This window comes from Mesorhizobium sp. G2-6-1, from assembly GCF_055809095.1.
On record NZ_CM147896.1, the window covers coordinates 3,123,548 to 3,136,556 of the forward strand.

The window sequence follows — 13,009 nt, forward strand, 5'->3', positions numbered from 1 at the left end:
AACACAATGTGGAAATCACTGATCGCCGTCGCATTTCTCGTGTCAATCGGTGGTGTGGCCACCGCCGCCAGCGCGGTCAACAAGGATAGCGAGACACGCACGCTCGTCGTAACCGAAGGCGGTAGCAAGTCGGAATTGACGCTGGCCGGTGGCGAAACCACGGAATTTTGTCAGGATGGCTGCTTCGTCACCCTGCCGAATGGTGATCTTGAAGCACTTACAGGATCGGAAACCGTTGAAATTTCCGGCGGTGCAGCTCGCATCAAGTGAATTCCCGGTCATCTACTTTCACGCCAGGCTTTCGATGCGGCTGTGTTGGTTGGCCTTTTAACATTCCAGGTAATGCTTGCTTAACGACGCTGCGGAAAATGACCCGCTGAATGTCGATTCCAACGGCGTACCTTAACGTTCGCTAGTCTGTTCGTCGCTATACCCGAGCTTGGCCGCCTACAAGCGGTGCGGGTGAATGGCATAGGGCATAGAACATGGACGTGCGATCGGAAAGGAACGCATTACCGCTTGCAGTGGATCTCGATGGAACACTGATCGCAACCGACCTGCTATGGGAAGGTCTGTTCGCCCTTATCAAGAAAAATCCGCTGTTTCTTTTCTTGATTCCCTTCTGGCTTGCTGGTGGACCGGCAAGGCTGAAGCAAGAGATTGCCAAGCGTGTCGATATCGACCCGGCTTCATTGCCCTATCGCGAGCGATTGCTTTCGCGCCTACGTGCCGATCATGCCGATGGTCGAAAAATCGTGCTGGCGACCGGGACACCACGTAAATTCGCCGAGGCAATCGCTGCCCATCTGGGGATATTCGATCAGGTTCTCGCGAGCGATGGTCCAGTCAATTTGACATCTGCACGCAAGCGGGCCGCCTTGATCGACATTTATGGCGATGGGGGCTTCGATTATGCGGGCAACAGCCGCCACGATCTCGATGTTTTCGATGCGGCGCGGGCGGCTATCGTCGTGGCACCTGACCGCCATGCGTCACGCTGGCAGATGGTTCATGGCGGGGAACTCGTCGCGGGTGCGCGCCCTTCGTTCAAGTCCATTGTCAAGATGTTGCGTTGCCATCAATGGCTGAAAAACACATTGATTGCAGTGCCGATGGTCCTGTCGCATGAATATTTCAACAGCGATATGATCGTGGAATGCGTGCTGGCGTTCGTGTCGTTCAGTGCTGTCGCGTCGGCCATCTACATTCTGAACGATTTTTTCGACCTGGAACTTGATCGGCGTCATCCGACCAAGTGCACCCGTCCTTTTGCCAGCGGTGCCTTGTCCATTCCGTTCGGCCTTATGTCGATCATGGTGCTGCTTGCGGTCGGGCTGGGTGCCGGCCTATTTTTATCAGGCGAATTCCTTTTGGTGCTTGGCGGCTACATGGTCATCACAACAGCCTATTCACTGTCGCTCAAGCGCATGCTCCTGATTGATGTGTTGACGCTTGCCAGCCTTTACACTGTGCGCGTCCTGGCAGGTGCGGCAGCAACCGGGGTGGATGTCTCGTTCTGGCTTCTTGCGTTTTCGATCTTCTTCTTCCTCTCGCTGGCACTGGTAAAGCGCTATGTCGAGTTGCGCTCCTCAACCCTGACCGTGGGTGAACGCATCGCCGGGCGCGGCTATCGTGCAGAGGATCAGGAAATAGTCGCACAAGCCGGTATGGCATCGGCTTTTTCATCGGCGCTTGTTCTGGCGCTTTATATAGACAGCGACGCGGTGCGCGAACTCTATCCTCATCCCTGGCTGGTTTGGCCGCTTGCACCAATCGTTCTTTACATGACCATCCGGGTCTGGATTCTTGCCCGCCGCGACGAAATGAATGACGATCCCGTGGTTTTCATCATACGTGACTGGCGCAGCCAATTGGTGATCCTGCTTGGCGGCATTCTGCTCTTGGTAGGGGGCTGGTCGGTATGATTGCGGATAAATATGATAGCTTTGGCCGTGCGACGCCGCCGGCAAAGCAGGCCATGCCTGCTGATGAAGCAATCACACTCCTGAAGTCGGGCGCGGCGCGCGATGCCTCACTTCTGGCTTACGGCAATGGCCGCTCCTATGGCGATTCCTGTCAGAACGATTTCGGTTCTGTTGTCGATATGCGTGCCCATAACAGATTGCGCTCGTTCAACTCCGAAACCGGGCTTCTCGAAGCTGATGCGGGGATGCTTCTTTGCGAAATCATCGCCCATGCAGCGCCGTTCGGCTTTTTTCCCGCGGTCGTTCCCGGAACGCAGTTCGTCACACTTGGCGGGGCTATCGCGAATGACGTTCATGGCAAGAACCACCATCGGCGCGGGACATTCGGCTGTCATGTCGTATCGCTGTCCCTTCTGCGCTCGGATGGGTGCGTTTATCATTGCTCGGAGACTGAAAACACGCGGCTGTTCTGGGCCACCATCGGTGGCATGGGGCTGACCGGTCTTATTCTGTCGGCATCCATTCGCCTGATGCGGGTCGCATCATTCGATATCGTGGAAACGGTGACGCCGTTTCGCGACCTTGGCGAATATTTCAACCTTGCCGAGGCCGCTGACGAGGGCAATGAATATGCTGTTGCCTGGATTGACCAAACGGCGGGCGGTCGCAATTCTGGGCGAGGGCTTTTGCTCACCGGAAATCATGCCGCGACAGGATCGCGAACCGCCTCGCTGGCAGGCCGTCGGCTTTCAGTGCCGTTCCAACCACCATTCACCATGCTCAACAGGTCGTTCTTGAGAGCTTTCAATACGGCTTACCGATGGGCCAAGAGCCGCACGAAAGAGCCAAAAACAAGCAATTATCAAAGCTTCTTCTTTCCATTGGACAGTGTTCACAATTGGAACCGGCTCTATGGTCCACACGGCCTTTATCAACACCAGAGCGTCATAGCTGAAGACGTTGCTCCGGTGGCTGTGCCTGCCTTGCTTGCCGCTGCACGCGATGCGAGGCAAGGCTCATTTCTCACTGTCTTGAAGCGATTTGGCAAAACGCGTTCGCCAGCGCTTTTGTCATTTCCACGGCCCGGATACACGCTGACCCTGGATTTTCCCAATCGCGGTGAGCCAACACTTGCGTTGCTTGCTGAACTTGACCGCATCACCGTCGATGCCGGCGGTGGCGTCAATCCCTACAAAGACGCACGCATGAGTGCGGCGACCTTTGCGGCCTCGTTCCCAAGCTGGCAACGGCTTGAAGCGGTTCGCGACCCCGCATTTCAGTCGAACTTCTGGGCGCGTACTGTGGGTCAGTTTGGAGTGGCGAAAACGAGTGTGGCTGAAGCTGCGGAATAAGTGAATTGCGAATGCATCATGGTGAACAAACAAGAAAGTAACAATTTTACGTAAACTGTCTCTGATGCTTCACGAAATGTTTTCAGGTTTAAGTATAGATTTCGACTAACGCAGGATTGAGATGAAATACATCGCCTTCATATTGTTTACGGTCATGACGAATGCCGCCGCTCAGTTGATGCTGAAGCAGGGCATGATGACGCTTGGCCCTGTCTCGTTTGAAGGCGTCAATCCTGTATGGCGTCTGTTGCAGATCGTTTTCAGTCCGTGGGTGTTTTTGGGCCTGTGCACCTTCGTCATTTCGATGGCCTCGCATCTTTATGTTTTGTCGAAGGTTGAACTGTCGTTTGCCTATCCTTTTCTCAGCCTTGCCTATGTGGCGGTTGCGATCGTTGCCTATTTCGTTTTTCGCGAGGATCTCAATGGCTGGCGCATTGCCGGTATAGCCTTCATCTGCGTTGGCACCGTTCTGATCGCCCAGAGCGGCAAGGGAGCGGGTGGGCGCGACCATGAGAGCGCTGCAACGACACTTACGCCCGATACGATTACCACCAGTGAGATAGCACGATGAGACATGTGATTTTTGGCGGCGACGGTTTCGTTGGCCGCCATTTGGCCCCAAAACTTCTGGCCGATGGCGAGGAGGTAATTGTTGCGGATATCGTCAGAAGCGACCTTGCGCATTATCACCAGGCGAAGTTCGTGGAATGCGATGTCACCGATCCGGCTTCAATCCAGGCCGTTGGTCTCAAGGCTGACGATATGGTCTACAATTTGTCGGCCAAGATGCTCTCGCCAATTCAGGTGCGCTCAAAGCGTCACGATTTTTTCTTCCCCGTGAATTACTATGGCACCATCCACATCATCGAAGCGATGGATAGCGTTGGCGCGTCCAAGCTTGTCCATTTCACAACGGACATGATTTACGGCCACACGACCACGACGCCGATGAGCGAAGATCATCCGGTTGCGCCGCTTGGCGAATATGGCCTGTCGAAGCAGATGACCGAGGAAGTGGCCGCAGAGTGGCGCAAGCGCGGCATGCAGATCTCGTTGTTTCGCCCGCGTCTCATCATAGGCCCCGGTCGTTTGGGAATACTGGAAAAGCTGTTCAAGCTGATCGATCGCAATCTTCCGGTGCCGATGATCGGTTCTGGCAAGAACCCTTATCAGTTCATTTCGGTGTTCGACTGTGCCGAAGCCGCGCGCGCAGCATGGAAGGCTGATGTTCCAAATGAAGCCTATAATCTTGGCTCACTCAATCCACCGCCTGTTCGCGAGTTGCTTGGCGATCTTATCAAGCATGCGGGCTCCAGATCATGGCTCATTCCGACGCCCGGTTGGGCAGTCAAGCGCACGCTCGATCTGCTTGACCTGATCAACATGCCGCTTATGGACCCGGAGCAGTATCTCATCGCTGACGAAGAGTGCGTGCTCGATGTTTCCAAGGCGAAACGCCAGCTTGGCTGGGTGCCACAATATCGCGACGAGGACATGTTGATCGCGGCCTACAGCGAATACCGCTCCGGCAAGGACGGTCATGCGGTGTCTGGCGCCCATGTCCCGGCGGAATAGATTTTAGATTTTCCACGCGGGGTCCTTGCCTGAATTCGAGGCGGCTTTTTCAGGATCACGTGTTTACAGGAGTTATTGAATGACCGTCATGACCAAGCCAGAACAGCCTTCCGTTCGCACAATGGTGAACGCCCCGACGCTTTCGCCCACCGGTATCGCCAAGCCCGACCTGATTACCGTCGAGCAAGCTAAGGCGCTTGAGGTTGCGCGCATGACCGACCTGTTCAAGGCGCACATCAATCCCGGTCAATTGCATTTCATGAAGCTGCTCGGTTTTCACAAAATCAAGATCGAGCGTGCTGAAGGCATGTATTATATCGACCAGAATGGCCGTAAAATTCTCGATTTCTTCGGCGGGTTTGGCTCTCTGGCCTTTGGGCATAATCATCCGCGCATTCTTGCTGCCCGCACGGCGTTCCAGGAAGAGAAACGCCAGGAAATCGCCATTGCGTTCATGTCGCAATATGCATCTGCACTTGCGCATAATCTTGCGAAATGCTCGCCGGGTGAACTCGATATGGTCTTCCTCGGTTCGTCAGGATCGGAAGCCATGGAAGCTGCGGTCAAGCTTGCCGAGCGTGCGGCAGGCCCGAAGCGGCCCAAAATCGTCTATGCGGAGAACTCTTTCCACGGCAAGACCAAAGGCGTTTTGGCAATTACCGACGGGTCGCTTTATCGCGGCGACTTCAAACTTACCGATAATGTGGTGAAGGTACTTTTTGCCGACATCGAGGCGGTTGAGCGCGCCTTCCGTTCCGATCCCGAGATCGGAACCATCGTTTTGGAAACCATTCAAGGTGGTGGTGGTATCGTTCAGGCTGAGGCTGAATACTGGCAGAAATTGCGCGCACTTTGCGACCAGTATGGAGTTCTTTGGGTGGCCGACGAAGTGCAGTGCGGCTATGGCCGTTCGGGACGTTTTTACGCTTTTGAACATTACGATGTGGTGCCCGACATTACTGCGCTGGCGAAATCGCTTGGCGCTGGCAAGGCCGCAGTTGGCGCTATGATTGCGCGACGCGACGTCTACATGAAAGCTTATGGCACGCCGAAAACGGCCATGATCCATGCGCAGGCGACATTTGGCGGCATGGGCGAAGCGTGTGTCACGGCCATCGAGGGTCTCAACGTGCTTTACGATGAGGGCCTGATCGACAACGCCGCCGATACGGGCGCGTATCTCCTTCAGCGATTGCAGGCTTTGAAAGACAAATACCCGAAAATCATCAAGGATGTGCGCGGTCAGGGCCTTATGGTCGGGCTGGAGTTTCATGATTTTTCACAAACCCTGCCGATGGTTCTGCGCCCCATCGTCAGTGTTCTTGACGAGAAATTGAAAGGCTCGCTTTCAGGCTTTGTCGGCGCGCTGCTGTTGCGCGATCATGACGTTCTCGTTGCCTTCACCGAATATAATCGCAACGTGATCCGGCTGGAGCCGCCGCTGATTTGCCAGCGTGGTGATGTCGATTGCTTTATCGACGCGCTCGATAAATTGTTGGGGCGCGGCATCATTGCGATCGTGAAGGACTTCGTCAAAAGTCAGGTTCGCTGAGGTTATGTGATGCTGAAGCGCACTCCAATTCCTGACCCCTGACAGCACGGCTCACCAGAGCTTGTCTGGCGTGGGGCGAGGGGACATATGCACGTTTTGCCGTGCCGATTGGTGCGCTGGCTTTTGCGCTCTATATCCTGCTGACTGCGGCGAGCGCGTGGTTCATGCCTGACGCGAATTGGGACATGCTTCCCTACCTCGCCATTGCCGAGCAGGCCAACTATCCCGATGCGCAAGCTTTGCACGACTATGCCTATGGTGCGGTCAAGGCGGGTGTATCGGAGGGCGAATATCGGGCGTTGACCGATGATGGCGGCGGCTTCCGCAGCCATATGGCGCAAAACGCCAGCGATTTCAGTTCGCTGCTCGGCATGTACCGGGTCAAATTTCTGTATGCCGAAATCCTGTCGACCTTGAGCGCAGTCGTGCCGCCGGTCGACGCGATGCGGCTTGTCTCTGCCGTTTCGGTTTTGGCGTTTGGCGCTATCACGCTGATGTGGCTGCGGGCTGATGGCGCGCTGGCTCTGGCTCCGATTATCGGCGCTGTGCTCATCATGGCCGATTTTGGCGATGCGGCCCGCGCTTCAACGCCTGATGTCTTGTGCGCGGCCGTATTCATGGGCGGACTTCTTGCCTATATCCGTGGACGCGAAGTGGCGACTGCGCTGCTTTTATTCCTCGCCTTCATGGTGCGGCCGGACAATATCGTTTTTCTGGCGATTTTTGCTGTTCTGGTGCTCGTCTTCCGGCAAAAGACGTGGGGCGTCCTGCTTGGTTTCGCTGCGTCGTTCATCGCCTATTTTGCGATCTCGAAATGGGCCGGACATCCCGGCTGGTGGCCGCATCTGTGGTTTTCCAGCATAGAACAGCACTACAATATGGATGGCTTTTCTCCTCCGTTTTCGGTGACCGCCTATCTCAAGGCGTTTGCAGCCTCTCTGGTTCGGGCGATTGGCTGGAACACATGGGTTGGCGTTTCGGTGCTCGCACTTGCCGGATGGTTTGGAGCGGGCCGTGCCGGAATTCGCCTTGATCGACGCGCCGGTGTCTTGTTTGCGGCGTTGGTGCTTGGGGTGTTGGCGAAGTTCGTGGTGTTTCCCATCCACGATACGCGCATCTATTTTCCCAACTTAGTACCGCCGTTCCTGTTGCTGGCTGACCCCTTCATGATGCTTTGGGCATCGGGTGGGAGCAATGGCAAGCGAGCGCCAACGGCTGTTGAGGCTACTGGAGGAAATCCATGAGTTCGCTTTCCAATGTAGCGCGCATAGCTCTGTCTCTGGGCCTTCCCAGTGGGCTGCTTGATCGCGGGCCGTCGCTGCGAGGAACAAAGTTTCTGGCCAAGGCGGCGCTCAAGGCGCGCTTTGGTGGCGGACGGCCATTCCAGATGGTGAATGTCGGCGCCTGTGATGGCGCGCTGTTTGATGACGTGACGCCGTGGCTGCATCATATCCCGCGGGCCCGTGCCATGCTCGTCGAACCGATTCCCTATAATCAGCAGCGGTTGCGCGCCAATTATCCTGACAGCGAACGATTTGTCATTGAACCGGTGGCGGTAACAAAGTCGAAGGGAACGATTACGGTCCATACATTCGATGCCAAGGCGCTGGAAGCGGGAACATTGCCCATCGAATTTATAGGCTGCTCGTCCGTGACCGATACCAATTTGATGTCCGGCAAGAATGCATGGGGTGCCGAAGACGAGAACTTCACCAAGTTCGCGCCTTATCTGAAGGATATCGAAGTCGCCTCTGAGACGCTGCCAACATTGTTGGAACGCAACGCAATTTCCTGGATCGACGCTTTTCTTGTTGATTGCGAGGGTGCGGACTGGGCGGTGTTCGATCAACTCGATCTGGACCGCTATCGACCCGGTCTTATCAAGATCGAAATTGGCGCGTTGCCGGCTGAGGAAATCGGCCAGGTCATCGTGAAGTTGAAAACGGCAGGCTATCATGTCGGCCTTTATGCCGAAGATGTCTGGGCGTTTGCCTGAGAATAAATCTGATTGAAACTTGCACGTTTTTGATCCGGGTCGCGCTGCATTCTTCGAGTGTCGCAAACAGGCGGTAGCGTTAGCCTCACCGTCTGCATATTGTCGGCCGATCGAACGGGTTTGATGCCCGCCGGAACGGAGAGCGATATCATGAAATCTGAGGCACGCGCAGTCGTCATCGGGGGTGGCGTCGTCGGCGTATCAACGCTTTATCATCTGGCCAAAAAGGGTTGGTCGGATGTGATGCTGCTTGAGCGCAAGGAACTGACCTCCGGCTCAACCTGGCATGCCGCAGGTCTTTTGCCGCTGTTCAACGTCAGCTATTCGGTCGGGCAAATCCACAAATACTCGGTGCAGTTCTATCAGGAACTGCAAAAGGAAACCGGCATGAATGTCGGTTTCAGCAAAGTTTCCAACATCAGGCTGGCCCGCACCAAGGATCGTCTGGACGAATATGAGTATTATGCCGGAATTGCCGAGACAATTGGCGTGCCGGTAAAGATGCTGACGCCGGAACAGCTCAAGGAAATTTGGCCGCTGTGCGAAACGGACGGCATTCTGGGCGCCATGCAGCACCCCGATGACGGATACATCCAGCCGGCCGATCTTACGCAGGCTCTCGCCAAGGGCGCGCGCGATCTTGGCGCAACCATCCACCGCAACACGGTCGTAACCGCGATTGAACAGACCGATGACGGCAAGTGGCTGGTCAAGACCGACAAGGGCGATATCGTGACCGAGCATGTTGTGTCATGCACGGGCAACTTTGCCCGTAAGACCGGTGCGATGGTCGGCATTGATGTGCCCGTGATACCGGTTGAACATCAATATATCGTCACGGAGCCGCATCCGGCGATTGTCGAACGCAGGAAGCAGGGATTGCCTGAAATGGGCGTGCTGCGCGAAAGCGATTCTTCATGGTACATGCGCGAGGAAAATGGCGGTTTGCTGCTCGGGCCTTATGAAAAAGGCGCACCTGTTTGCTATGTTGACGGTCCCTCGGATGGTTCGGAATATGAACTGTTCCAGGAGGATCTGGAACGGCTGGAGCCGCATATTGAAACGGCTATTGCGCGGGTGCCGGCGTTTGCCGAGGTCGGTATCAAGAAAGTCTACAATGGTGCCATTCCATACGCGCCGGATGGCAACCCGATTGTCGGTCCCGCACCTGGCCTCAAGAATTTCTGGCTCAATGAAGGTCATTCCTTCGGTATTACGGCGGCCGGCGGTGCCGGTTGGCAATTGGCTGAATGGATCGTCGATGGCGAACCGACCATCGACATGATGGGCGTTGATCCCCGGCGTTTCGGGCCTTATGCGACGGAAGGCTATTTGAAGGCGAAGAACGAGGAATCTTATGCCGACGTCTTCACCATGCATTATCCCGACGAGGAACGCTCGGCAGCCCGCCCGTTGAAGGTTGCGCCGGTTTATGGCCGTATGCAGGAACTTGGGGCGGTATTTGGGTCCGTTTACGGATGGGAACGGCCGAACTGGTTTGCCCCTGCCGGGTATGAAGTGCCCAAGGAGGAGATTGGCGTCGGTGTTGACGTCATCACCAAGAAAAATCACGCAAAGCCGCTTGCAGATGGCCGAATTGTCGAAAAATGGTCATTCCGACGTTCCAATTATTTTGAGTATGTCGGTAATGAGGTGAAAGCCGTCACCAACAGCGTCGGCTTGCAGGATATGACCCCGTTCGCGAAGATGGAGGTTTCCGGACCGGGTGCACGTGCGTGGCTGGATTCCATTTTGGCCAATCGTATCCCCAAGAAGCGGGGCCGCATCGCGCTTTCGCATCTCCTGACGAAGAATGGCGGCGTCAAGAGCGAATTCACCGTCTACGAATGGAAGCCGGGGCGGTTCTATCTTGTTTCGGCCGGCGCATTGGAAGCGCATGACCATGATGTGTTGCGCAAACTGGCACCGACAGATGGTTCGGTGGTTTTGCAGGCCGTCACCCAGATGTATGGTGTTCTCGTGCTGGCTGGCCCGAACAGTCGCAAAGTATTGCAGAAGCTGACGCGCGCAAGCTTGACCAATGCGGATTTCCCGTGGCTGTCAGGCAAGGAAATCTCGGTCGGCACGACGACGACACATGCATTGCGCGTCAACTTCGTCGGTGAACTCGGCTGGGAATTCCATCACCCGATTGAACAGCAAAATGCCTTGTTCGATGCCTTGATGGAAGCGGGTGCGGAGTTTGACATCAAGCTGTTCGGCATCCGGGCCATGACCGCCATGGCGATTGAAAAGAGCTATCGTCTTATCTCGCGTGAACTCTCTATCGAATATTCGGCCTGGGAAAGCGGTCTTGACCGCTTTGTTCATCCCAACAAGGGCGACTTCATCGGCCGCGATGCGCTTGTGACGTTGCGCGAAAATGGTCCGAAATGGAGCTTCGTCACGATGGAGGTGCATGGCGTAACCGATTGTGACGCGCGTGGGTCCGAAGCGATTTACCGGAATGGATCGCTGGTTGGTCGCGCAACGCATGGCGGTTATGGCTTCCGTGTCGGAAAATCCCTCGCGCTGGCGATGGTCAAGCCTGAACATGCAGAGGCTGGCACGGAACTGGAGATCAAGATCCTTGGCAAATTGCACAAGGCAACTGTCATTGGTGAAAGCCCGTTCGATCCGGATAACGATGCGCTGCGTATGGATGCATAGGTCGCCGGTGCGCCTAATTGGACGCACAAAGGACGCTCTATCACTTTGATTGAGCATAGTGAGAATGTGAGTGGTTTGGCCCGGCTTCGCGGCCCAGCCATTGACCGAAATGTGAAAGCCAAGCGGTAACTATGCTGAAGCCGCTTGCCGCGCGGGCGTTTGCAGGCGCAATTCTTGCTGACAATATCTTCGTAGGGCCAATATCTTCGTAGGGTATTGTGCACACTCAACTGCCGCAGAATACCCTTCTTGGCCAAGGACGTACAGCTAGATCATAGACCGCAGACCATCTGCAAGCACTGCCGGGAACTGAAATGAGAAACTTTCTTTCCACTGCTGCTCTCGTCTTTTTCGACCTCGCTGCTACGGTCTTATTTCTCGTTGTACTGCGTCTTGGCGGCAGTTTATCGGTCGCAGTCGGTGCAGGCATGGGGCTTGGCATTGTCCAGATCGGATGGGAGATCGTCCGCCGCCGCCCGGTTGAAACCCTGCAATGGGTTGGCCTGATATTAGTTCTCGTCTCGGGTGCGTTGACGCTGCTGACCGGTGATGCACGCGTGGTCATGCTGAAGCCAACCATAATCTACGTCCTGATCGGCATTGTCATGCTGCGGCGCGGTTGGATGATGCGCTATCTGTCGCCCGTGGTGCGCGAAACGGTGCCCGATGTCGCGATGGTTTTCGGGTACATCTGGGCTGCGCTAATGTTTGTTACTGCCGTACTCAACATCGGCATGGCATTAAGCTTGGGCGCATTGGCCTGGGCCTCGTTCATGTCGCTCTGGGCGATTTGCAGTAAGGTTGGGCTATTCATTGTCCAGTATCTCACGATGTTTATCATTATACGCCGCCGTCTCATGACGCAAAGCGGCGAGGCCGGGACCACCGCGGCATGATTGCACTGTCACGATAGGCAGCCAAATAGCTGATCGTGTCATTTTGCGCCGGACAGCATTCCACCTTTCAATAAGGGAAGGGGAATTGCTGCGGGCTTTTCTTTTGCTGGCGGCATTTTTCGCGTATTGTGCATCATGTCTGGATCGCTTGGCGTAAGGCATATCGTATTTCTGGCAGCAATGCTCGTGGCACTGTTCGGCGCGAGGCAGCCTTCTCTTGCGGCTGAAGCGGTCGATGTCGAACTGGTCCTGGCGGTTGACGTGTCATTGTCAATGTCGCCCGTTGAACTGGAAATCCAGCGCAGAGGCTACGCGGCAGCACTCACGCATGAGAGCGTGCTTCAGGCCATCGCCGATGGTGCTTATGGCAAAATTGCCGTGGTCTATTTCGAATGGGCAGGTATCAGCGCACAGCAAGTCATCGTGCCGTGGTCGGTGATTTCAAACAGGGCTGACGCCGAGGATGTGGTTGCGCTTATGTCGGCGCGCCCACCCAACAGCGCGCGGCGGACTTCGATTTCATCAGCGCTTGAGTTTGGTGGAACTCTGTTTGACGAGAGTCCGTTTGAAGGCATCAGGCGGGTGATCGACATTTCCGGAGACGGGCCTAACAATCAGGGCGCGCGGGTCGATTTTGTTCGTGACGGTTTGGTCAAGCAAGGCATCACCATCAACGGTCTTCCGCTGATGACGAATGGCGGTATCATTACGGCATATGATGTTGCCGATCTCGATCAATATTACAGCGATTGCGTCGTCGGTGGTCCGGGTGCGTTCATGATACCGGTCAATGATTGGGCACAATTTCCCGATGCGGTTCGCCGCAAGCTGGTGTTGGAGCTTGCGGGCGTGGGATCGCCATTATGGGCGGCTGAGAAGTCAACCAGCCCGAAGATATTGCTTGTGCAAGCTGAACCGGAGAACGACTGCCTCGCAGGAGAAAAGAAGTGGCGTGATCGCTTCTGGATGAACAGATGAGCGATGTCGCCTGTTTGTGGTCGCCTGGTTGTGCTCCGGACACCAGTCTTCAGTTTCCCCGCAGC

General features: G+C 55.6%; 11 protein-coding genes. All 11 read left to right on the forward strand.

The genetic code is table 11. From position 1 onward, the window contains the following. Nucleotides 1–6: 6 nt before the first annotated feature. The 11 genes from AC0L7S_RS15010 to AC0L7S_RS15060 all read left to right on the forward strand — a co-directional run bounded on the left by AC0L7S_RS15010 (nt 7) and on the right by AC0L7S_RS15060 (nt 12,944). Nucleotides 7–270: a hypothetical protein gene (locus AC0L7S_RS15010; RefSeq protein WP_473471762.1), complete on the forward strand. Its 264-nt coding sequence runs from the start codon at nt 7–9 to the stop codon at nt 268–270. Between the two features lie 215 nt (nt 271–485). Further along, on the forward strand, nt 486–1,925 hold the full coding sequence (locus AC0L7S_RS15015; protein ID WP_473471763.1) for a UbiA family prenyltransferase: 1,440 nt from the start codon (nt 486–488) through the stop codon (nt 1,923–1,925). Beyond that, nucleotides 1,922–3,277: an FAD-binding oxidoreductase gene (locus AC0L7S_RS15020; protein ID WP_473471764.1), complete on the forward strand. Its 1,356-nt coding sequence runs from the start codon at nt 1,922–1,924 to the stop codon at nt 3,275–3,277. Before AC0L7S_RS15015 ends, AC0L7S_RS15020 begins: the two co-directional genes overlap by 4 nt. 121 nt (nt 3,278–3,398) lie before the next feature. Beyond that, nucleotides 3,399–3,848, forward strand: coding sequence for a DMT family transporter (locus AC0L7S_RS15025; protein WP_473471765.1), 450 nt, complete (start codon nt 3,399–3,401; stop codon nt 3,846–3,848). Next, nucleotides 3,845–4,852 carry an NAD-dependent epimerase/dehydratase family protein gene (locus tag AC0L7S_RS15030; protein ID WP_473471766.1) on the forward strand — a complete coding sequence of 336 codons (1,008 nt, stop codon included), beginning with the start codon at nt 3,845–3,847 and terminating at the stop codon, nt 4,850–4,852. The genes AC0L7S_RS15025 and AC0L7S_RS15030 overlap by 4 nt, the downstream gene beginning before the upstream one ends. 121 nt (nt 4,853–4,973) lie before the next feature. After that, entirely contained in the window at nt 4,974–6,404 is a 1,431-nt protein-coding gene (locus AC0L7S_RS15035) for an aspartate aminotransferase family protein (protein WP_473474319.1), read from the forward strand. Nucleotides 6,405–6,505: 101 nt separating this feature from the next. Then, nucleotides 6,506–7,648 carry a hypothetical protein gene (locus tag AC0L7S_RS15040; RefSeq protein ID WP_473471767.1) on the forward strand — a complete coding sequence of 381 codons (1,143 nt, stop codon included), beginning with the start codon at nt 6,506–6,508 and terminating at the stop codon, nt 7,646–7,648. After that, a complete protein-coding gene (locus AC0L7S_RS15045) occupies nt 7,645–8,400 on the forward strand; it encodes an FkbM family methyltransferase (RefSeq protein WP_473471768.1) in 756 nt (251 codons plus the stop codon). Before AC0L7S_RS15040 ends, AC0L7S_RS15045 begins: the two co-directional genes overlap by 4 nt. 150 nt (nt 8,401–8,550) lie before the next feature. Beyond that, the gene (locus tag AC0L7S_RS15050) at nt 8,551–11,070 is read left to right on the forward strand and encodes a GcvT family protein (protein ID WP_473471769.1); all 2,520 of its coding nucleotides are present in this window, start codon (nt 8,551–8,553) and stop codon (nt 11,068–11,070) included. A 314-nt stretch (nt 11,071–11,384) separates the two neighbouring features. Further along, nucleotides 11,385–11,966, forward strand: coding sequence for an inner membrane-spanning protein YciB (locus AC0L7S_RS15055; RefSeq protein ID WP_473471770.1), 582 nt, complete (start codon nt 11,385–11,387; stop codon nt 11,964–11,966). A 180-nt stretch (nt 11,967–12,146) separates the two neighbouring features. Next, on the forward strand, nt 12,147–12,944 hold the full coding sequence (locus tag AC0L7S_RS15060; RefSeq protein WP_473474320.1) for a DUF1194 domain-containing protein: 798 nt from the start codon (nt 12,147–12,149) through the stop codon (nt 12,942–12,944). Nucleotides 12,945–13,009: the final 65 nt, after the last annotated feature.

Coding starts and splice junctions, on each gene's coding strand:
- AC0L7S_RS15025 (WP_473471765.1), top strand. CDS start 3,399: ATGAAATACATCGCCTTCATATTGTTTACGGTCATGACGAATGCCGCC.
- AC0L7S_RS15045 (WP_473471768.1), top strand. CDS start 7,645: ATGAGTTCGCTTTCCAATGTAGCGCGCATAGCTCTGTCTCTGGGCCTT.
- AC0L7S_RS15055 (WP_473471770.1), top strand. CDS start 11,385: ATGAGAAACTTTCTTTCCACTGCTGCTCTCGTCTTTTTCGACCTCGCT.
- AC0L7S_RS15035 (WP_473474319.1), top strand. CDS start 4,974: ATGGTGAACGCCCCGACGCTTTCGCCCACCGGTATCGCCAAGCCCGAC.
- AC0L7S_RS15015 (WP_473471763.1), top strand. CDS start 486: ATGGACGTGCGATCGGAAAGGAACGCATTACCGCTTGCAGTGGATCTC.
- AC0L7S_RS15020 (WP_473471764.1), top strand. CDS start 1,922: ATGATTGCGGATAAATATGATAGCTTTGGCCGTGCGACGCCGCCGGCA.
- AC0L7S_RS15050 (WP_473471769.1), top strand. CDS start 8,551: ATGAAATCTGAGGCACGCGCAGTCGTCATCGGGGGTGGCGTCGTCGGC.
- AC0L7S_RS15030 (WP_473471766.1), top strand. CDS start 3,845: ATGAGACATGTGATTTTTGGCGGCGACGGTTTCGTTGGCCGCCATTTG.
- AC0L7S_RS15010 (WP_473471762.1), top strand. CDS start 7: ATGTGGAAATCACTGATCGCCGTCGCATTTCTCGTGTCAATCGGTGGT.
- AC0L7S_RS15060 (WP_473474320.1), top strand. CDS start 12,147: ATGCTCGTGGCACTGTTCGGCGCGAGGCAGCCTTCTCTTGCGGCTGAA.